Raw genomic sequence first — 21453 nt, forward strand, 5'->3', positions numbered from 1 at the left:
CCTCATTCAATACCATTCCAATTGTGTTATCGTACGTTCAATTTCAGGAAATGAATCGATGTACTCCAGTACACGATTCATTTCTTTTTCACAGATAACACGATTTGAGGATACGGAAACAATCGCAATTTCTGTACGTTGCCATACATCTTGATGCCCAACTTCAGAAACAGCTACATTATAGCGCTGTTTCACACGAGTTAGCACTCGTTGCAAAATTGCCCGTTTCTCTTTTAAAGAATGTACATCGTAAATCATACACTCGAATGAGAGTGAAGCGACAATCATCGCTTCACTTCTTCCATAACGTATGCTTCAATGATGTCCCCTTCTTTAAGGTCATTATATCTCTCAATTGTAATACCACACTCATAGTTTTGTGCAACTTCTTTTACGTCGTCTTTGAAACGTTTTAACGTATCAAGTTGTCCTTCGAAAATTACTATACCATCGCGGATAATACGAACGCCACTATCGCGTGTAATTTTACCGTCAATTACGTAACAACCTGCAATTGTTCCAACTTTTGTTACCTTGAATGTTTGACGAACTTCCGCTTGACCGATTACTTTTTCTTCGAATTCTGGATCAAGCATACCTTGCATTGCTAATTCAATTTCTTCGATTACTTTGTAGATAATGCGGTGTAAGCGAACATCAACGTTCTCTAATTCAGCTGTACGCTTCGCGTTCACATCCGGACGTACGTTAAATCCAATTACAATTGCATTAGATGCAGAAGCTAAAATAATATCAGATTCTGTAATCGCACCTACACCAGTGTGAATGATTTTAACTTTTACGCCTTCAACATCAATTTTACGAAGTGATGCTGCCATCGCTTCAACAGAACCTTGTACGTCTGCTTTTACGATTAAGTTGATTTCTTTTACATCGCTCTCTTGGATTTGTTGGAATAAATCTTCAAGGCTTAATTTAGATTTCTCACCACGTTGTGCAACTAACGCTTCTTGTGCACGTGATTCACCGATTTGACGAGCTTTCTTCTCATCAGCGAATGCCATGAAACGATCTCCAGCCTGTGGTACTTCATTTAAACCTGTAATTTCAACAGGAGTTGATGGACCAGCAACTTTTACACGACGACCAATATCACTTACCATTGCACGAACACGTCCGAATGAAGTTCCAACAACAATTGGATCTCCAACTCGAAGCGTACCGTTTTGAACTAATAATGTCGCGATAGTTCCTTTACCTTTATCAAGCTGTGCTTCAATTACAGTACCTGTTGCATAACGATTTGGGTTTGCTTTATATTCTTCTACTTCACTTACAAGAAGGATCATCTCTAGCAAGTTGTCAATGCCTTCGCCTTGAATTGCAGAAATTGGTACGAAAATTGTGTCTCCGCCCCAAGCTTCTGGAACTAATTCATATTCTGTTAATTCTTGCATTACACGATCAGGATTCGCCGCTGGTTTATCCATTTTATTCACAGCAACAATAATTGGTACTCCAGCTGCTTTTGCATGGCTAATCGCTTCAACTGTTTGTGGCATAACACCGTCATCAGCTGCAACAACAAGGATTGTAATATCAGTTACTTGCGCACCACGAGCACGCATTGTTGTAAATGCCGCGTGACCAGGCGTATCTAAGAATGTAATTTTCTTATCATTTACTTCAACTTGGTATGCACCAATATGCTGAGTAATTCCACCAGCTTCGCCAGCAGTTACTTTTGAATTACGAATAGAGTCAAGTAATGTTGTTTTACCATGGTCAACGTGTCCCATAATCGTAACAACAGCTGGACGCTCTTTTAAGTTTTCTTCATCATCTTGCTCATCCATGAATGTTTCAAACTCAGTTTCACTTACCACTATTTCTTCTTCTACTTCAATACCGTAATCAGTAGCGATTAACTCAATTGTATCTTTATCTAAATCTTGGTTAATTGTCGCCATAATTCCTAGCATGAAGAGCTTTTTAATAATTTCAGATGGCTCTTTGCTTAACTTTTTAGCAAGTTCACCTACTGTAAGGCTTCCAGAGAAAGTAATTTTATCTGGTGTTTCTACTATTTGTGTTTGTTGTCTTCCAGCAAAGTTATCTTGACGTTTGTCTTCATTTCCTTTGCCTTTTTTCTTTTTCTTATTGCTGTTCTTTTTACTGCGAACAACTTTCTCTTCTACTTCAAACTCATCTGCAACAGAAGGTTTTTCCGCTCCAGTGTTATATTCATTATCTAATTTATTTACTACTTCGTCTTCTAACATTGTCATATGATTCGAAACCTCGATATTCATCTCTTTAAGTTTTGTCATAAGATCTTTACTTGAGATATTATTTTTTTTTGCATATTCATGTACTCGAATTTTACTCATACCTTCACCCCCGGTAATTTGTATCGAGCATGCTACGTAGCTTTTTCGCAAAGCCTTCATCTAACACAGCTACAACGACTCGCTCGTCTCTCCCAATCGCATGCCCTAATTGTTGTCGATTTTCGACTTTTTTCATTGGTACGTTGTAGTACGTCGTTTTATCAGTGATACGTTTAGTAGTGTTCGCTGACGCATCTTCAGAAAGCAATACGAGCTTTGCTTTACCACTTCGTACTTCTTTTAAAACGAGTTCTTCACCCGAAATGATTTTTCGAGCGCGATTTGCTAGTCCTAAAAACGATTTCCAATCGGACACTTATTTCGACTCCTTCTCAACAAGCTCAAGAAGCTCTTCGTACAGAGAACTGTCGATTTTCGCTTTTAGATGATGTTCCAAAATGTTTTTCTTTTGGGCTTGTATAATGCATTCTTTATCTTTTGACAAATATGCACCTCGTCCTGATTTTTTTCCAGATAAATCAATAGACACTTCGCCCTCTTTGGAACGAACAATGCGAACCAGCTCTCGTTTTGATTTCATCTCTTGCGTCGCAATACATTTTCGTAACGGAACTTTTCGATTGCTCATACTCATCACCTCTATTGGATTTCGTCTTCAACTGAATCGAATCCGAATGCGATTACGCTATCTTCTTCTGTAACAATTCCAAGTTGTTTCGCATCAGACTCACTTTTAATATCAATTTTCCAGCCTGTTAATTTAGCTGCAAGACGTGCATTTTGTCCACGCTTACCGATAGCTAACGATAGCTGGTGGTCTGGAACAACAACAGTTGTTGCTTTTTCATCTTCATCTACAAGTACTTTAACAACTTGTGATGGGCTTAAAGCATTTGCAACATATTCAACTGGGTCATTTGACCAGCGAACGATGTCAATCTTTTCACCTTTTAGTTCATCTACAACACGTTGTACACGTTGTCCTTTCGGTCCTACGCAAGAACCAACTGGATCAACATCAATGTTTTCTGCATGCACAGAGATTTTAGAACGATCTCCTGCTTCGCGCGCTACAGAGCGAATTTCTACAGTTCCATCATAAATTTCTGGAACTTCCATTTCGAATAAACGTTTTAAAAGACCAGGATGTGTACGTGATACGTAAATTTGTGGTCCTTTTGTTGTCTTTTCTACTTTTGTAATAAATACGCGAATACGATCATGTGGCTTATATTGCTCATTTGGCATTTGCTCACTTACAGGTAATAAAGCTTCTACTTTGCCTAAGCTTACGTAGATGAAACGAGCATCTTGGCGTTGTACAATACCAACCATAATGTCTTCTTCACGATCACTAAATTCTGAGTAAATAACACCACGTTCTGCTTCACGAACTCGTTGTGTTACAACTTGTTTTGCAGTTTGCGCTGCAATACGACCAAAATCTTTTGGCGTTACTTCAATTTCTAGTACGTCGCCATCTTGGTAGTTTGGATTAATTTGTCTTGCCTCTTCTACAGAGATTTCAAGACGTGGATCAAACACATTATCAACAACGTCCTTACGTGCTAAAACTTGAATTGTTCCCACTTCTGGGTTAAAGCTCACACGAACGTTTTGTGCTTGGTTAAAATTGCGTTTATAAGCAGAGATTAATGCTGCTTCAATCGCATCAATAATAATATCTTTACTAATACCTTTTTCTGACTCTAATACGAGCAAAGCATCTAACAACTCAGTGCTCATGAAGATCCCCCTTCTTACTAAAACGTAACAGCAAGTCGCGCATTTGCAACTTTATCCATTGGAATTTGGATTTCTTTTTTACGTGTTTTAATTGTTAATAGTAGTGTAATTGTAGTACCGTCGTAGGAAAGTAACTTTCCTTCAAACATCTTTTCGCCATCAATTGGCTCATATGTTTTAATTGCCACTTGTTTTCCTACCGCTTGCTGGAAGTCTTTCTCTTTCTTTAATGGGCGTTCTGCTCCAGGAGATGATACATCCAAAAAGTAAAGGTGAGGAATTGGATCCTCTTTATCTAAAGCTTCGCTTAAACGTTCACTTACCGCACCGCATTCTTCAATGTCGACTCCCTTTTCAGAATCGATGAATACGCGTAAGAACCAGTCTTGTCCTTCTTTCACATACTCTACATCTACAAGTTCAAGATTTAACTCTTCAACGATTGGCTGCGCAAATGCTTCTACAACTTCTGTGACTTTCTTATCCATAAACAGCCTCCTTCCTGCCGCCATGTACCATTTACAAGAAAAGATCCCGTTCACAAAGACGGTCTATCTTATTCTTTCTCGTTAGCTAACAAAAGCCCCTGCCGTTAAGCAGGGAATATCTGTCTTAGTATTACCAAATTTAAGAAGTAAAACTTGTAACAAAATATGTATATACGACAGAAATGTCTTTACTATCTACATGAATAAAATGTAGATAGTAACACGAAAGAGTGGGTTTCCCCACTCTCTTTTTCACAAAATATACATGACATGGTTATCTCGGTTTATAGTATACCATAGCAAATATTGATTTGCAAAGACTTTTCCTACCTATTAGAACAGTGATAATTGGTTTTGATCTGGCAAATCTCCTAAACAACCTTGGCTATCTAAATACTCAATAATTGTTTTCGAAACCTTACTTCGCTGCTGTAAGTCTTCTTTTGATAAGAAGTCTCCATTTTTGCGCGCTTCCACAATACTTAAGGCTGCGTTCGTACCAAGACCAGGCACTGCATTAAATGGAGGAATTAAAGTATCCCCATCAATAATAAACTCAGTTGCATGCGAGCGGTATAAATCGACCTTTTGGAATGAATATCCACGCTCACACATTTCCAGTGTCATTTCTAGTACTGTTAATAAACTCTTCTCTTTCGGCGCTGCATCCAATCCTTTTTGAGCAATTTCATCAATTTTTACACGTATGGATGCTGAACCTTTCGCCATCGCCTCTACATCAAAATCATCTGCACGGACTGTAAAATATGCCGCATAGAATAAAAGTGCAAAATGTACTTTAAAGTATGCGATACGCACAGCCATAAGTACGTAAGCAGCCGCATGGGCTTTAGGGAACATGTATTTAATCTTCTTACATGAATCAATATACCAACCTGGCACATTATTACCTTTCATGTCATCTTCCCATTCTTCTGGTACACCTTTACCTTTACGAACCGACTCCATGATTTTGAAGGCTAATGATGGATCTAAACCTTGATAGATTAAATATACCATGATGTCATCACGACAACCGATAACTTCACTCAGCGTACATGTACCGTTATAAATTAACTCATTTGCATTACCAAGCCATACGTCAGTACCATGTGACAGCCCAGAAATTTGGACCAATTCTGAGAATGTCGTTGGTTTTGTCTCTTCTAACATCTGTCTTACGAACTTCGTACCGAATTCCGGGATACCAAGTGTACCTGTTTTACAGTTAATTTGTTCTTCCGTTACCCCTAACGTTTCTGGACCAGAGAAAATTTTCATTACTTCTGGATCATCCGTTGGGATTGTTTTCGGATCAATACCACTTAGATCTTGTAACATACGAATAACGGTCGGATCATCGTGTCCCAGTATATCAAGTTTCAATAAATTATCATGAATCGAGTGGAAGTCAAAATGCGTTGTTCTCCACTCAGCACCAATTGAATCAGCAGGAAACTGTATTGGTGAGAAATCAAAGATATCCATGTAATCTGGCACAACGATAATACCACCTGGATGCTGTCCAGTTGTACGTTTTACCCCTGTACATCCCGCTACTAAGCGATCAATCTCTGCATTTCGAATTGTTAAATTGTGATCATTTGCATAACCTTTTACATATCCATAAGCGGTTTTTTCCGCAACTGTACCAATCGTTCCAGCACGGTATACATAGTCTTCACCGAACAGTACTTTCGTATAGTTATGGGCACGTGGTTGGTATTCCCCGGAGAAGTTCAAATCGATATCGGGTACCTTATCTCCTTTAAATCCAAGGAACGTTTCGAATGGAATATCATGTCCATCTTTCACATATGCCACATTACATGTCGGACAATCTTTATCTGGTAAGTCGAAACCAGAGCCTACGGAACCATCATTAAAGAATTCAGATTGCTTGCACTTTGGACAGACATAGTGTGGTGGTAATGGGTTTACTTCTGTAATTTCCATCATCGTTGCAACGAACGACGAACCTACCGAACCACGCGAACCTACTAGATATCCGTCGACTAACGACTTTTTCACAAGCTTATGTGAGATTAAATAGATAACGGCAAATCCATGTCCAATAATACTTTTCAATTCTTTTTCTAAACGAGCCTCTACAATTTCTGGTAGTTCTTCACCATATATACTGCGTGCCATTTTATAACTCATATCACGTGTTTCATCATCGGCACCCTCAATTTTCGGTGTATATAGATCATCTTTTACTGGACGAACATCACCAATTAATGACGCAACCTTTTGTGTATTCGTCACAACAACTTCTTTCGCTTTGTCTTCACCTAAAAATGAAAAGCACTCTAGCATTTCATCAGTTGTACGGAAATGTACTGGCGGTAATGAATGTCGATTTAACGGATTGGCTCCGCCCTGCGAACTGACTAAAATTTTACGATACATTGCATCTTCTGGATCTAAGTAATGCACGTTCCCTGTAGCAACAACTGGTTTATCTAACGTCTCGCCTAGTTTTACTAAGTTAGAGATAATTGTTTTTAATTGTCCCTCATCTCGAACGAGTTCACGCTCTACTAAATGACGCAACACCTCTGGAGGCATTACTTCAATGTAATCATAAAACTGTGCAATTTCTTCTACCTCTTCAGGAGCTTTTTGCATCATTGCCTCAAACACTTCACCTTTATCACAAGCCGTTCCTACTAAAATTCCTTCACGATATTTTTTTAATAGTGACCTCGGTACTCGTGGTACACGGTAAAAGTAATTAAGGTGAGAATATGAAACAAGTTTATATAAATTTTTCAATCCAACATCTGATGTGGCAAGTAACGTCAGATGGCTTGGACGGCCACGCTTATACGCATCCCCTTGCCCCATGCTATCATTTAATTGATCGTGATATTCAAATCCCTTTTCAATTACGTCTTTCAACATTTTCACAAGTAAATATCCCGTCGCTTCTGTATCATAAATCGCACGGTGATGTTGCGTTAATTCAATATCAAGTTTTTTACACATCGTATTTAATCGGTGATTTTTCATTTCTGGGAATAAGAATCGTGCAAGTTCTAACGTATCAATAACAGGGTTATTCGTTTTTTCTAACCCAGCCTTTTTAAAACCTACGTTAATAAATCCCATATCGAAGCTTGCGTTATGGGCAACAAGTGTATGGTCACCCATCCATTCCTCAAACTTTTTAAACACTTCGTCCACTTCTGGTGCATCAGTTAACATATCATCTGTAATACCTGTTAATTCAATAATCGTCGCTGATAATGGTTGATGTGGGTTTGCAAAAGATTCAAAACGATCAATGATTTCGCCACCCTTTACTTTTACGGCAGCCAACTCAATGACTGTATCGTATACAGCTGATAAACCTGTCGTCTCAACGTCGAAAACAACATACGTTTCCTCCGCAAGTAAACGATGCGCTTCGTTATACGCTATCGGTACACCATCATTAACTAAATTCGCTTCTACACCGTATATAACTTTAACTCCAGCCTTTTTCCCCGCAGAATATGCCTCCGGGAACGACTGAGCCACAGCATGGTCTGTAACCGCAATAGCTTCATGTCCCCATTTACCAGCTTGGGCAACAAGCCTAGAAACAGGAGTAACAGCATCCATTTGGCTCATGGGAGTGTGAAGATGAAGTTCTACACGCTTTTCGCCTTCTGGCGCTTTATCTTTACGAGACGGACCTGTTATTTCATTAATATCATTCGCAATCATTACTAAATCTCGAACAAATGTATCGTTTTGAACTGAACCACGGGCTTTCACCCACATTCCTTTTTTCAAGGATTGCAGCATTGGAATATCTTCTTTGTCACGCGAGAACATTTTGATCATAATAGAATCCGTATAATCCGTTATTTTTAAAGTTAATAACGTACGTCCACTACGAAGCTCTTTTGTCTCTACATGGAAGACATATCCTTGAACCGTTTTTCTTCTTTCTTCATCTTGAATTTCTCGCATCGGTGTAATCTCTTCATCTGGCTTAATAAGATACCCGAGTGTAATCGGTCCTTCATACACAACGCTACTTTCTTCAGCTTGCTTCTTCGCCATTTCTTCCATAGCTTGTATAACACGCTCGCGGTCTTCTTGCTGCGTTTGCTCACGAAACTTTTGCATTTCTTCTGCATTTTGCTGTATATGTGTGTCTAACTGGAAACGTGGAAATCCAAAAGCTTCGTATTGATCCCCTACTGGTTTCGCAACGTTTTTCTTTAAAGCAGTAGACTCCAGCTCATTATTCACATTTATTAGCAACTTCACTCCATTCACCTGCGGAAGCTGTTTCTTTAAGTAAGCAAACATAGGTGAAAATGTAATTCGTTCCGTACAAAGCGGCCAATACGCCCTCACTTCTTCTTCTGTAAATTGTTTATTCTCTGTTTCTAATGCAAATGTTGTTCTTGCAATATGAGAAAATGATTGCTTAAGCTTTGTTTCTAGCAATTCATATAATTCTGTAGGCAAAATACGTGGCACTTGTAAATCAAAATGCCAACTTTTATTCGCTTTATCAATAACGAGCCTTTCAATACCACCGCCTTGTAAATATTGATTTATAAGGTCGTCTGGTATTTGCAACTGCTGGAGCAAAATTTGAAATCGCTCTTGTTGTTCATTTGTTAAAGACATAAGCACTCTCCTTCCATTTGCTATTATAAATTGAAACGTACTACAAAGAAAGATTTCTCACTTCTTCTTTTACAAAATACGTTTACAAAGAAAGAGAAGGTACCCCATTACGAGGTACCTCTTCTTATTTTAAAATATTTGCAATATATGTTTGAAGTTCTTCTACTTTTACTTCTTCAGACTCACCTGTAGCACGTACTTTCACTTCTACAATACCTTCGTCTGCTTTTTTACCAATTGTAACGCGAACTGGAAGGCCGAATAAATCTGCATCTGCAAATTTAACACCTGCACGTTCTGCACGATCGTCTAATAACACTTCATAGCCTTTTTCTTGTAATGAGTTGTAGATGTTTTCACCCATTTCACGTTGTGCATCAGATTTCATATTTACTGGAATTACATGCACATGGAACGGTGCTACAGCTTTCGGCCAAACTAAGCCGTTCTCATCATTAAACTGCTCTGCAATTGCTGCCACTGTACGAGATACACCGATACCGTAACAACCCATAATAAGTGGTTGTGTTTTCCCATTTTCATCTAGGAATGTTGCGTTCATTGCTTCACTATAACGAGTTCCTAATTTGAATACATGACCAACTTCAATTCCACGTGCAAAAAGAATTGTTCCGTTTCCGTCTGGAGATTGGTCTCCTTCTTGAATAAAGCGTAAATCTGTATACTGACTTACTTTAAAGTCACGTTCTGGATTTACATTTACATAATGGAATCCTTCTTCGTTCGCTCCTGAACATCCATTGACAATTGATGCTACAGCATGGTCAGCGATAATTTCGATATCACCTGTTACACCAATCGGTCCTAATGAACCAACTTCACAATTTAATAATTCTTTTACTTCCTCATGAGAAGCAAGCTCAACAACTGAAGCGCCGTATACATTTTTCACTTTTACATCGTTTACTTCGTGATCACCACGAACAAGTACAACTACTAATTTCTCATCTACTTTAAATACCATAGACTTAATACACTTGTCAGCTTCAATGTTTAAGAATGCAGATACTTCTTCAATCGCTTTTTGATCTGGCGTTGCAACCTTTTCAAGTGCCATTTCCGCTTCGTCACTCTTCGTATACGTAGCTACAACAGGAGCCATTTCAATGTTCGCTGCATAATCAGATGTATCAGAGTATGCAATTGTATCTTCACCAACATCAGATAATACCATGAATTCATGTGTATCTTTTCCGCCCATTGCTCCAGAATCAGCAATAACTGCACGGAAGTTCAAACCACAACGAGCAAAAATGTTAGAATATGCTTTGTATAAGCGATCGTATACTTCATCTAAGCTCTCTTGTGTAGCATGGAAAGAGTATGCATCTTTCATTAGAAACTCTCTTCCACGTAATAAACCGAAACGAGGTCTTTGTTCATCGCGGAATTTCGTTTGAATTTGATATAATGTTAACGGTAATTTTTTATATGATTTTATTTCATCACGTACAAGATCAGTAATTACTTCTTCATGCGTCGCTCCTAAAGCAAACTCACGAGCGTTACGATCTTTCATACGCATTAATTCAGATCCGTAAGAATACCAACGACCTGATTCTTGCCATAATTCTGCAGCTTGCATAGCTGGCATCAATAATTCCACAGCTCCTGCGCGCTCCATTTCTTCTCGAACGATACGTTCTACTTTGTGTAATACTTTTAACCCAAATGGTAGAAAACTATAAATACCAGAAGCATTTTGACGCATAAAACCTGCGCGAAGTAATAATTGATGACTCTTAATTTCAGCATCAGCTGGAACTTCACGTAATGTAGGACTGAATACCATACTTTGTTTCATTTATTTGCACCTCTTCATTTTACTCTTACACGCAGTAAAACCCCTCACCTCGAATTAGGTGAGGGATTTTATTCTACGGGCTCTATTTCATTATAAGTTTCATTCTATTTTACAAGAAAAACTTACGAATGTCATTCCATGTTACAACTAACATTAATAACATTAATAATGCAAAACCAATAAAGTGAACCATTCCTTCTTTTTGACGGTCAATTGGTTTTCCTCGTAACGCCTCAATTAAGAAGAAGAATAAACGGCCACCGTCTAAAGCAGGAACTGGTAATAAATTGAATAAACCAAGATTAATACTTAAAACTGCCGCTAAACTTAGTACACGCGTAAATCCATAATCTACAACTTGATCTGTTAGATTATAAATTCCTACTGGACCTGACAACTCATTAATAGAAAATTGACCAGTTACTAATTTCACAAGAGATTCAAAAATTAGTTTCGTCCATTGGTATGTTTGTTCAAATCCTGATTTAATAGAACCCATTACTGTTTTCTCTACAGGGGAATAAACACCAATTCTACCAACTTCGTCTTTTCCTTCTTTATCGAGTGTTGGCGTTACTTTCACATTAAACTGTTCATTATCACGCTTTACTTGTAACGTAATTTCTTTATCCGGATTTTCACGTACAATGTCAACAACATCTTTCCATGTACTTGTGTTTTTTCCATCAATCGCTTGAATTGTATCATTCTCTTTCAATCCAGCTTGCTGTGCTGCACTATTATCCATCACTTTTCCGACCATTGGTTTGTCAATAGGAACCCCTTGTACAAATCCAAGAATCACAAAAATAACAAATGCTAAAATGAAGTTCATTGCAGGACCCGCAAAGATTGTTAAAGCGCGTTGCCCTAATTTTTTTGAACCAAATTGTCTATTATACGGAGCAATTTGAATTTCTTCCCCCGCAGTAATAATACGAGCTTTTTCATTCACTCGGAACGTTTGAAGCTCTTCCTCGTACTCCTCATAGCCCGAAATTGTTAGATTGTGCTCCAAATCAGCTTGTTCGACTTCAATGACACGAACATTTGGATACTTTTCATATCCATCAAAAACTAATTTCACAACTTCGTCTTTTTCATTTAATACAAGGCCAACCTTTTTCCCAGGCTTTAACTCAACTGTGTCCGCATCCTCGCCAGCCATTCTTACATAGCCACCAAGGGGCAGTAATCGAATCGTATACACCGTTTCATTCTTTTCAAATGAGAATATTTTCGGACCAAAACCAATCGCAAACTCGCGGCATAAAATACCTGCTCTTTTTGCGAAATATAGATGTCCTAGCTCATGGAAAAATACGAGTGCACCGAAAATTAATATAAAGGCAATCGCTGTATTCAATTCCATAACCACCTTTGCTAAATTTGTTCCATCACAAACCGTCTTGTGGCTGCATCAATTTCCAGAATTTCCTCTAAGCTCGGACGTGCAATGACATTGTGATGGTTCATTGCTTTTTCAATGAGGTCTTCTACTGTTAAGAAACCAATTCTCTTTTGTAAAAAGGCTTCAACAGCTACTTCATTCGCTGCGTTCATTACAGCTGGCATACTTCCACCTGCTTTTCCAGCTTCATACGCAAAACGTAGACAACGGAATCTTTCTTGGTCCATTTTCTCAAAATGCAACGTCCCTATTTCCCATAAGTTTAACTGTTTTGTGTCTGAAAGAGGCAATCTATCAGGATATGTAAGTGCGTATTGAATTGGTACTCGCATATCAGGTGAACCAAGCTGCGCCATTACACTACGATCTTCAAATTCAACCATAGAATGGATAATACTTTCTTTATGTAAAACAACATCGATTTGCTCGTAAGGGATACCAAAAAGCCAATGTGCTTCAATTACTTCTAGTCCCTTATTCATCATTGTAGCAGAATCAATTGTAATTTTCGAACCCATTGACCAGTTTGGATGTCGAAGCGCATCTTCTACGGTCACATGATGCAATTCATCCCTCGTTTTATCACGGAAACTTCCACCAGAAGCCGTTATAATAAGACGAGAAATTCTTTTCTCATTTTCACCATTCAAGCATTGAAAAATAGCTGAATGTTCACTATCTACTGGAAGTAACGAAACATTATGTTTTCGTGCTGCTTCCATTACAAGATGTCCTGCAGTTACTAACGTTTCTTTATTTGCAATTCCAATTGTTTTTTTCGCCTCAATTGCACGAAGTGTTGGTAACAACCCTACGCTACCTACAACAGCATTTACTACAATCTCCGCATCTGGATGTAATGCTACTTCTAAAAGCCCTTCACTACCATATACAATTTTTGTATTACCAGAAACAGCTTGTAATTTTAAAACATCTTCCTCTCTTTGCACAGAGACGATTTGCGGAGAAAATTCTTGAATTACCTTTACTGCGTAGTCAATATTTTTCCCTACAGAAAAAGCAACGAGACGGAATTGGTCTGGGTGCGAGCGTAATACATCTAAAGTTTGTGTACCAATTGATCCGCTCGCACCTAATAAACTAATGTTTTTCATGACTCCAACCCCTCGTTCATTTATTAATTGTATTGTAATAAGAAGTAGAGAATTGGTAAAACGAATAACCAACTATCTGTTCGATCTAATATACCACCATGTCCAGGTAAAATTGTACCTGAATCCTTTACGCCATAATGACGTTTAAAAGCAGATTGTACTAAATCACCAATTTGTCCAAAAATAGAAATGATAATTGTCAGCACAATTAAAATTACTACATTCGATTCAACTGGGAAGAACGCGTTGTAAACAAGTGCCACGATAATTCCGCAAACGATGCCGCCTAATGAACCTTCAATCGTTTTATTTGGACTAATTTCTGGCCACAATTTTCTCTTGCCTAATGCTTTTCCTACGAAATATGCGCCTGAATCAGTAGCCCATATAATAAATAATGCGCAAAACACATATTTAATTCCTAATATTCTCGTTTCATTTAAATATAAGAATCCCATTGCCACATATGTCGTTGCCATCAGTAAAAATGAAGCATTATCAAAAGTAAATGTATTCTTAGAAAGGACTGTATATGATAAAAGTAATAAAACAATCACAAATGTGATTTCCAATTTACCTAATCCAATCCATGTAAACAGTTCTGATGCACTACTTGGAATTAAAAGAATCCACAATAATACTGCAGCTAAAACTGTCGGTACTGAAATAAGCGTAAGCTTATTCATACGAATTAATTCATATAAACCTATAGAAGCAAGTGCATACACTAAAACCGTAAAAGGCACGCCACCGTATATTACGATGGGAATGAATAGCGCGGCAGCAACCACTCCAGTAATAATTCTCTGTTTCACTACCAAACCCTCTCTTTCTACACGCCTCCGAATCTGCGCCCTCTATGTTGAAAGTCAGTAATTGCATTTAGCAAATGTTCTTCTTTGAAGTCTGGCCAATACACGTCTGTAAACCAAAACTCCGAATACGCAATTTGCCATAACATGAAATTACTAATACGTAGCTCTCCGCTTGTTCGGATTAACAACTCTGGATCAGGTAAAGAACTCGTCATTAAGTAGGAAGAAAGCATTTCTTCACTTACCTCTTCAGAACGAATTTTTCCTTCCTCTTTATCTTTCATCATATGTTGCACAGCAGAAACGATTTCATCTCGACTTCCATAGTTTAACGCGAAATTAAGAATTAATCCCGTATTCTCTTTCGTATCTTCCATGGCTTTCTCCATCGCTCTGCGTGTATGCGTAGGAAGACGATCTTTTTGCCCTATTACTCGGACTTGTACGTTTTCTTCAATCAATTCTGGTAAAAATGTACCTAGAAATTCTTCTGGAAGCTTCATTAAATAATCAACTTCCTTTTTCGGTCTTTTCCAGTTCTCAGTTGAAAAAGCATAGAGAGTTAACACTTTCACATTAAGTTTACTTGCAAATTTTGTAATTTTCTTTACAACTTGCATACCTTCATGATGTCCCGCAATACGAGGCATTGCTCTCCTCTTTGCCCATCTTCCATTCCCATCCATAATGATGGCAATATGTTCTGGGATATATCCTTTTTTCACTTCTTCAACGAGATGATCAAACGATGTGTCCTTTTTACCTTTAAAAAAAGGAAAGTTTTTAAACATCATTCATACCCTCCAACAAGCAGACGTATGCCTAAAAGTGTAAAAAGACCCCCTTAAGAAGAGGGTCATATTTGCGAAGTTATCGCTATTACACTTCCATGATTTCTTTTTCTTTGTTTTTTGCGATTTCGTCAACTTTTGCAATATATTTATCTGTTTCTTTTTGGATATCTTCAGTATATCCTCTTAAATCATCTTCTGTAATCTCGCCAGCTTTTTCAAGCTTCTTAAGATCATCATTTCCGTCACGACGTACGTTACGAACAGCAACTTTTGCTTCTTCAGCATATTTTTTCACAACTTTAACAAGATCACGACGACGCTCTTCTGTTAATGCAGGGAATGCAATACGAATTACAGTTCCATCATTAGAAGGGTTTAAGCCTAAATCTGCTTTTAAAATTGCTTTTTCGATATCACCGATAGAAGTTTTATCATAAGGTTGAATTACAAGTAAACGTGCTTCTGGAACTGTAATGTTCGCTAATTGCACAACTGGTGTTGGTGCACCATAGTAATCAACTTGTACCTTATCTAATACAGACGAGCTTGCACGACCAGCGCGAACTGTTGCTAATTCACGAGAATAAGCAGCAACTGCTTTTTCCATTTTTTCATTTGAAGACTTCAATACTTGTTGTCCCATATTTATTTCCCCCTTACAACTGTTCCAATATTTTCGCCTAAAACGGCACGTTTAATATTACCTTTTTCCATAACTGAGAATACAATTAATGGAATATCATTATCCATACATAGAGAAGAAGCTGTAGAATCCATTACACCTAAACCTTCTTTTAATACATCTAAGTAAGTAAGCGTTTCGTATTTCGTAGCCGTTGGGTCAATAGATGGATCTGCGCTATATACGCCATCCACATTATTTTTCGCCATTAAAATAACGTCTGCTTCGATTTCCGCTGCACGTAATGCTGCTGTTGTATCTGTAGAGAAGTATGGATTACCTGTACCTGCTGCAAAGATAACAACACGTTTTTTCTCTAAGTGACGAACTGCTTTACGGCGAATGTAAGGCTCTGCCACTTGACGCATCTCAATTGAAGTTTGTACACGAGTTTGGATTCCAATATTCTCCAAGCTATCTTGAAGAGCTAATGAATTCATAACTGTAGCTAACATGCCCATGTAATCTGCTCCTGCACGATCCATGCCCATTTCACTTCCAATTTTCCCACGCCAAATGTTACCGCCACCAACAACAACAGCAACCTCTACATCAAGTTCTGCAATTTCTTTTACTTGTTCTGCAACTGACTTAATAACAGTTGGATTAATTCCAAATCCTTGCTCTCCAGCTAAAGCTTCTCCACTTAACTTTAAAACGACACGATTATATTTCGGTTTACTCATAATGAACCTCCAATTGCTTACATCTTTATTTTAAAAAAGGGAACACAATGTGTTCCCTAATCTGTATTAGTTACTACCTTTTACTTGGTTCATTACTTCTTCAGCAAAGTTGTCTTCACGTTTTTCGATACCTTCGCCAACAGCGTAGCGAACGAATCCTTTTAATGTTCCGCCTTTAGACTCAACGAACTGACGAACTTTCATATCAGGGTTTTTAACGAATGCTTGGTCAAGTAAGCAAATCTCTTCGAAGAATTTGCCTAGACGGCCTTCAACCATTTTTGCAACGATTTTTTCAGGCTTGCCTTCGTTTAATGCTTGTTGTGTTAATACTTGACGCTCATGCTCAACTTCTTCAGCTGTTACAGCATCGCGGTCGATGTATTTAGGGTTAACTGCTGCAATGTGCATTGCTACATCTTTAGCAGCTGCTTCATCAGTAGAACCTTCAAGAACTGTTAATACACCAATACGTCCACCCATGTGTAGGTAAGCGCCGAATGCATCTGCATCAGTTTTTGATACGATTTCGAAACGACGAAGTGTAAGTTTTTCACCAATTTTAGCGATTGCTTCGTTGATGTGCTCTTCTACTGTTTTGCCGCCTTCAATTGTTTGAGTCATAGCTTCTTCAACGTTAGCAGGTTTGTTAGCTAATAAGTGAGCAGCTAGTTCTTTAATTAATGCTTGGAAACCTTCGTTTTTCGCAACGAAATCAGTTTCAGAGTTTAATTCTAAGATTAAAGCGTCGTTACCGTTTGTTTCGATGAAAGTTAAACCTTCAGCAGCAATGCGGTCTGCTTTTTTAGCAGCTTTCGCAATACCTTTTTCACGTAAGAAGTCAATTGCCTTCTCCATGTCGCCGTTAGTTTCTGTTAAAGCTTTTTTGCAGTCCATCATACCTGCGCCAGTTTTTTCACGTAATTCTTTTACCATTTGAGCAGTGATTGCCATACTTTTCATCCTCCTAAAATATGTATTTATACTTTTTATAAAGGTGTTTATACCTTAAAAAAGGTGATAAAAGGCCGAACCCCTTATCACCTTTCCAACTTTGTTACGCAGTAACAGTTTCTTCACCTTGTTTTGCTTCAAGGATCGCGTCTGCCATTTTAGATGTAAGAAGTTTTACAGCACGAATTGCATCATCGTTTGCTGGGATAACGTGATCGATTTCGTCTGGATCACAGTTTGTATCAACGATACCGATGATTGGAATGTGTAATTTGCGTGCTTCAGCAACTGCAATACGCTCTTTACGAGGGTCTACTACGAATAATGCACTTGGAAGACCTTTCATATCTTTAATACCGCCTAAGAATTTCTCAAGACGCTCTAACTCTTTTTTAAGTTGAACAACTTCTTTCTTAGGTAGTACTTCGAAAGTACCATCTTCTTGCATTCTTTCGATGTCTTTAAGACGCTTGATACGCTTTTGGATTGTTTGGAAGTTTGTTAAAGTTCCACCTAACCAACGTTGGTTAACGAAGTACATACCCGCACGAGTTGCTTCTTCTTTAATAGCTTCTTGTGCTTGTTTTTTAGTACCTACGAATAAAATGTCTCCACCTTCAGCAGCGATGTCACGCATCGTTCTGTAAGCTTCCTCAACTTTTTTCACAGTTTTTTGTAAGTCGATGATGTAGATACCGTTACGCTCTGTGAAAATGTAACGCTTCATTTTTGGGTTCCAACGACGAGTTTGATGTCCGAAATGAACACCAGCTTCAAGCAATTGCTTCATAGAAATTACTGACATAATATAGTTCCTCCTAAATGGTTTTTGATATCCTCCGTTTACTTCATCTCTAAGCGAAACTACAAACGTAGCACCAACACTTAAATCAGTAAACGTGTGTACTTTGTACTGACACCACTGCTTACTATATCATACTGAAATATTACAATCAAGTCGAAAATGCGAACAATGTAAAACTTTCTTTGTTCATACTCGAATTCTAGTATTACCAACCTTCATTTCTTTTAAGCAAAAAAGCAAAATACAATTAATAGTTTTCCCAGAAAACACGCTTATGCCACTTTTCACAAGCACCATCAATCCATTGCACAAAAAAACTCTCCTCAATCGAGGAGAGTTTTTTATAAATTAGTTTGTTTTTAATTTAGCAAGTTCCTGTAGAAACTTGTCGTTTAGCACTTTAATGTATGTTCCTTTCATACCTAAAGAGCGAGACTCAATAACACCAGCACTTTCTAATTTACGTAGTGCATTTACGATTACAGAGCGAGTAATTCCTACGCGATCAGCAATTTTACTTGCAACAAGTAAACCTTCTGTTCCATTTAATTCTTCGAAGATGTGCTCAATTGCTTCTAACTCACTGTAAGATAATGAGCTGATCGCCATTTGAACAACAGCTTTACTACGTGCTTCCTCTTCGATTTCTTCTGCTTTTTCACGTAAGATTTCCATACCTACAACAGTTGAGCTGTACTCAGCAAGGATTAAATCGTCATCTAAGAACTCTTGACCTAGACGAGCTAATACTAATGTACCTAGACGCTCACCACCACCAACGATTGGTACGATTGTAGTTAAACCTTGACCAAATAGTTCTCTGTTTTCTACTGGGAATGCTGTGTAAGCACTGTTCACATCCAAGTTTGAAGATGTTTCTGTAATGTTGAATAAGCTTTGTGTATATTCTTCTGGGAATTGACGTTCTGCAAGCATTTGCTTCATGCGTTCGTTTTCGATTTGTTGGTGAATTGCATAACCTAGTAATTTACCACGACGGCTAACTACGAATACGTTTGCTTCGATTACTTCACACATTGTGTCAGACATTTCTCTAAAGTTTACAGGCTTCCCTGCTGCGCTCTGTAATAACGCATTTAATTTTCTCGTTTTTGCTAATAATTCCATTTCAAAAGTTCCTCCTACATGTTACTCACATATTTTTTCATCACTTGGAAACTAGGGCGAGTCACCTGATGACACTATTACAAAATAAACTGGCTCACATCTTTATTTTTAGCAATTGTTGCTAATTTCTCCTCAACGTATTGAGGGGTTATCGTTATTTTCTCTAACGTAATTTCAGATGCTTCAAACGATAAATCTTCAAGGAGCTTCTCCATAATCGTATGAAGTCTTCTTGCTCCAATATTATCTGTATCCTGATTAACTTGATAAGCAATCTCAGCAATCTTACGAATAGCTTCGTCTGAAAATTCAATTTCTATACCTTCAGTCGCTAATAATGCCATATATTGTTTAATTAACGCATTGTCAGGCTCGATTAATATTTTAACAAAATCGTCTGTCGATAATTTCGTTAATTCTACTCGAATCGGAAATCTCCCTTGCAATTCCGGAATTAAATCCGACGGTTTAGACATATGGAACGCTCCAGCTGCAACGAATAAAATATAATCCGTTTTTACTGATCCGTATTTTGTCGCAACATTCGACCCTTCTACAATTGGCAAAATGTCACGTTGCACACCTTCACGTGATACATCTACGCTATTCGACTGCTTACCAGCAATTTTGTCAATTTCATCGATAAAAATAATCCCGAGCTGTTCAGCACGATAAACAGCCTCTTGTGTAACTTCATCCATATCAATTAAGCGCTGTGCCTCTTCATTTGTCAAGAGTTTTCTTGCTTCTTTTACAGAAAGTTTACGTTTTTTTGTTTTTTTCGGCATAAAACTCCCTAACGCATCTTGGAAATTCATTCCCATTTGCTCCATGCCAGTTCCTTGTAACATATCAAACATTGACGACTGTTGCTCAGTCACTTCAATCGATACAATTTCGTCTTCAAGAAGCCCTGCAGCAAGCTTTCTCTCCACATCTTGACGTTTCTTTTCAATTTCACCATCTTCTTGTGTATCAGACGTTTGACTCGAATTTTGAGCGCCCCCAAAAAGCATCTCTAATGGATTTTTAAATCCAGATTGCTTCTCCGGACTCGGCACTAAAATTTCAACAAGACGTTGATTCGCTTGCTCTTCTGCTTTATCTTGAACTTTCACTACCATTTCTTCTTTTACAATACGAACCGATGTTTCCACAAGGTCACGTACCATCGACTCTACATCTCTACCCACATATCCAACTTCTGTAAATTTTGTAGCCTCAACCTTAATAAAAGGTGCTCCAACGAGTTTCGCCATTCGTCGTGCTACCTCTGTTTTCCCAACACCTGTCGGTCCAATCATCAAAATGTTTTTAGGTGCTATTTCATCACGTAAATTTTCAGCTAATTTACTGCGACGGTATCGATTTCTCAACGCTACAGCAACCGCTTTCTTTGCGTCTTTTTGACCGATGATGTATTGATCTAATTTTTCCACAATTTGGCGCGGAGTAAAATGTAAATGCATATAAAATGCCTCCCTTACGATTCTACAATTCTTCAACAATTATGTTGTGATTCGTATAAACACAAATATCGCCAGCAATCTCTAAACTCGCTTTCGCAATTTGTTTCGCTGTTAAGTGTTCACTTGCATATTGCTTTAAAGCACGACCTGCAGAAAGTGCATAATTCCCACCAGATCCAATTGCTAAAATACCATCATCCGGTTCAATCACTTCTCCTGTACCTGAAACAAGGAGCATAGTTGTTTTATCCATGACAATGAGCATCGCTTCTAGTTGACGTAACATTTTATCGCCACGCCATTGTTTTGCCATTTCAACAGCTGCACGCTGCAAGTTGCCATTATACTCTTCTAATTTTCCTTCAAACATTTCAAAAAGAGTAAATGCATCAGCAACTGAACCTGCAAAACCAGCTAAAACTTTACCTTGGAAAAGTCTGCGAACTTTACGAGCTGTATGTTTCATTACAACAGCATTTCCCATTGTCACCTGACCATCTCCAGCCATTGCACATTCTCCATTATGATGAACTGCAAATATCGTTGTAGCGTGGAAATTCCCCATAGAAAAAACTCCTTTATTTGTTT

The 21453-nt window shown here is 38.1% G+C and carries 19 protein-coding genes; all 19 read right to left on the reverse strand.

Going from position 1 to position 21453, the window contains the following annotated elements:
• Nucleotides 1-6: 6 nt before the first annotated feature.
• The 19 genes from MR167_RS08865 to hslV all read right to left on the reverse strand — a co-directional run bounded on the left by MR167_RS08865 (nt 7) and on the right by hslV (nt 21430).
• Complete coding sequence (locus MR167_RS08865) at nt 7-288, reverse strand: DUF503 domain-containing protein (RefSeq protein WP_000634349.1); 282 nt, start codon at nt 286-288, stop codon at nt 7-9.
• Complete coding sequence (gene infB / locus MR167_RS08870) at nt 285-2351, reverse strand: translation initiation factor IF-2 (RefSeq protein ID WP_000036346.1); 2067 nt, start codon at nt 2349-2351, stop codon at nt 285-287. The genes MR167_RS08865 and infB overlap by 4 nt, the downstream gene beginning before the upstream one ends.
• Before the next feature lie 4 nt (nt 2352-2355).
• Nucleotides 2356-2667 carry a YlxQ family RNA-binding protein gene (locus MR167_RS08875; RefSeq protein ID WP_001286522.1) on the reverse strand — a complete coding sequence of 104 codons (312 nt, stop codon included), beginning with the start codon at nt 2665-2667 and terminating at the stop codon, nt 2356-2358.
• Nucleotides 2668-2940 (reverse strand): RNase P modulator RnpM, encoded by a 273-nt coding sequence (gene rnpM, locus MR167_RS08880; protein ID WP_000071123.1) that lies wholly within the window; start codon nt 2938-2940, stop codon nt 2668-2670.
• Nucleotides 2941-2951: 11 nt separating this feature from the next.
• The gene (nusA, locus tag MR167_RS08885; protein WP_000102599.1) at nt 2952-4058 is read right to left on the reverse strand and encodes a transcription termination factor NusA; all 1107 of its coding nucleotides are present in this window, start codon (nt 4056-4058) and stop codon (nt 2952-2954) included.
• A 17-nt stretch (nt 4059-4075) separates the two neighbouring features.
• Complete coding sequence (rimP, locus tag MR167_RS08890; protein ID WP_000359095.1) at nt 4076-4546, reverse strand: ribosome maturation factor RimP; 471 nt, start codon at nt 4544-4546, stop codon at nt 4076-4078.
• A 333-nt stretch (nt 4547-4879) separates the two neighbouring features.
• Complete coding sequence (locus MR167_RS08895; RefSeq protein WP_000059996.1) at nt 4880-9181, reverse strand: PolC-type DNA polymerase III; 4302 nt, start codon at nt 9179-9181, stop codon at nt 4880-4882.
• Between the two features lie 124 nt (nt 9182-9305).
• A complete protein-coding gene (locus tag MR167_RS08900) occupies nt 9306-11006 on the reverse strand; it encodes a proline--tRNA ligase (protein WP_106081598.1) in 1701 nt (566 codons plus the stop codon).
• Nucleotides 11007-11115: 109 nt separating this feature from the next.
• Nucleotides 11116-12372, reverse strand: a complete 1257-nt coding sequence (gene rseP / locus MR167_RS08905) for an RIP metalloprotease RseP (RefSeq protein WP_001090241.1) — start codon at nt 12370-12372, stop codon at nt 11116-11118.
• A gap of 17 nt (nt 12373-12389) precedes the next feature.
• A complete protein-coding gene (dxr, locus tag MR167_RS08910) occupies nt 12390-13532 on the reverse strand; it encodes a 1-deoxy-D-xylulose-5-phosphate reductoisomerase (RefSeq protein ID WP_000790358.1) in 1143 nt (380 codons plus the stop codon).
• A 23-nt stretch (nt 13533-13555) separates the two neighbouring features.
• Nucleotides 13556-14347, reverse strand: coding sequence for a phosphatidate cytidylyltransferase (gene cdsA, locus MR167_RS08915; protein WP_000813589.1), 792 nt, complete (start codon nt 14345-14347; stop codon nt 13556-13558).
• A gap of 17 nt (nt 14348-14364) precedes the next feature.
• Nucleotides 14365-15141, reverse strand: a complete 777-nt coding sequence (gene uppS, locus MR167_RS08920) for an isoprenyl transferase (RefSeq protein ID WP_242314408.1) — start codon at nt 15139-15141, stop codon at nt 14365-14367.
• An 85-nt stretch (nt 15142-15226) separates the two neighbouring features.
• Nucleotides 15227-15784: a ribosome recycling factor gene (gene frr / locus MR167_RS08925; RefSeq protein WP_000531505.1), complete on the reverse strand. Its 558-nt coding sequence runs from the start codon at nt 15782-15784 to the stop codon at nt 15227-15229.
• 2 nt (nt 15785-15786) lie between these two features.
• Nucleotides 15787-16509, reverse strand: coding sequence for a UMP kinase (pyrH, locus tag MR167_RS08930; protein WP_000042669.1), 723 nt, complete (start codon nt 16507-16509; stop codon nt 15787-15789).
• A 66-nt stretch (nt 16510-16575) separates the two neighbouring features.
• The gene (gene tsf, locus MR167_RS08935) at nt 16576-17463 is read right to left on the reverse strand and encodes a translation elongation factor Ts (protein ID WP_001018576.1); all 888 of its coding nucleotides are present in this window, start codon (nt 17461-17463) and stop codon (nt 16576-16578) included.
• A 103-nt stretch (nt 17464-17566) separates the two neighbouring features.
• The gene (rpsB, locus tag MR167_RS08940; protein ID WP_000111485.1) at nt 17567-18268 is read right to left on the reverse strand and encodes a 30S ribosomal protein S2; all 702 of its coding nucleotides are present in this window, start codon (nt 18266-18268) and stop codon (nt 17567-17569) included.
• Nucleotides 18269-18616: 348 nt separating this feature from the next.
• A complete protein-coding gene (gene codY, locus MR167_RS08945) occupies nt 18617-19396 on the reverse strand; it encodes a GTP-sensing pleiotropic transcriptional regulator CodY (RefSeq protein WP_000421290.1) in 780 nt (259 codons plus the stop codon).
• A 77-nt stretch (nt 19397-19473) separates the two neighbouring features.
• Complete coding sequence (gene hslU / locus MR167_RS08950; protein WP_000550084.1) at nt 19474-20865, reverse strand: ATP-dependent protease ATPase subunit HslU; 1392 nt, start codon at nt 20863-20865, stop codon at nt 19474-19476.
• Nucleotides 20866-20887: 22 nt separating this feature from the next.
• On the reverse strand, nt 20888-21430 hold the full coding sequence (gene hslV / locus MR167_RS08955) for an ATP-dependent protease proteolytic subunit HslV (RefSeq protein WP_000526274.1): 543 nt from the start codon (nt 21428-21430) through the stop codon (nt 20888-20890).
• Between the last annotated feature and the right edge of the window lie 23 nt (nt 21431-21453).

The sequence above is a fragment of the Bacillus cereus group sp. BfR-BA-01355 genome, from assembly GCF_022663675.1.
GTDB lineage: Bacteria > Bacillota > Bacilli > Bacillales > Bacillaceae_G > Bacillus_A > Bacillus_A thuringiensis_S.

Bases quoted from the DNA above. Each gene is read 5' to 3' on its own strand.
- infB (WP_000036346.1), bottom strand. From the start codon at position 2,351: ATGAGTAAAATTCGAGTACATGAATATGCAAAAAAAAATAATATCTCA.
- rimP (WP_000359095.1), bottom strand. From the start codon at position 4,546: ATGGATAAGAAAGTCACAGAAGTTGTAGAAGCATTTGCGCAGCCAATC.
- MR167_RS08900 (WP_106081598.1), bottom strand. From the start codon at position 11,006: ATGAAACAAAGTATGGTATTCAGTCCTACATTACGTGAAGTTCCAGCT.
- dxr (WP_000790358.1), bottom strand. From the start codon at position 13,532: ATGAAAAACATTAGTTTATTAGGTGCGAGCGGATCAATTGGTACACAA.
- uppS (WP_242314408.1), bottom strand. From the start codon at position 15,141: ATGATGTTTAAAAACTTTCCTTTTTTTAAAGGTAAAAAGGACACATCG.
- codY (WP_000421290.1), bottom strand. From the start codon at position 19,396: ATGGAATTATTAGCAAAAACGAGAAAATTAAATGCGTTATTACAGAGC.
- nusA (WP_000102599.1), bottom strand. From the start codon at position 4,058: ATGAGCACTGAGTTGTTAGATGCTTTGCTCGTATTAGAGTCAGAAAAA.
- MR167_RS08865 (WP_000634349.1), bottom strand. From the start codon at position 288: ATGATTGTCGCTTCACTCTCATTCGAGTGTATGATTTACGATGTACAT.
- frr (WP_000531505.1), bottom strand. From the start codon at position 15,784: ATGGGACAACAAGTATTGAAGTCTTCAAATGAAAAAATGGAAAAAGCA.
- MR167_RS08895 (WP_000059996.1), bottom strand. From the start codon at position 9,181: ATGTCTTTAACAAATGAACAACAAGAGCGATTTCAAATTTTGCTCCAG.
- tsf (WP_001018576.1), bottom strand. From the start codon at position 17,463: ATGGCAATCACTGCTCAAATGGTAAAAGAATTACGTGAAAAAACTGGC.
- hslV (WP_000526274.1), bottom strand. From the start codon at position 21,430: ATGGGGAATTTCCACGCTACAACGATATTTGCAGTTCATCATAATGGA.
- hslU (WP_000550084.1), bottom strand. From the start codon at position 20,865: ATGCATTTACATTTTACTCCGCGCCAAATTGTGGAAAAATTAGATCAA.
- rnpM (WP_000071123.1), bottom strand. From the start codon at position 2,940: ATGAGCAATCGAAAAGTTCCGTTACGAAAATGTATTGCGACGCAAGAG.
- rpsB (WP_000111485.1), bottom strand. From the start codon at position 18,268: ATGTCAGTAATTTCTATGAAGCAATTGCTTGAAGCTGGTGTTCATTTC.
- pyrH (WP_000042669.1), bottom strand. From the start codon at position 16,509: ATGAGTAAACCGAAATATAATCGTGTCGTTTTAAAGTTAAGTGGAGAA.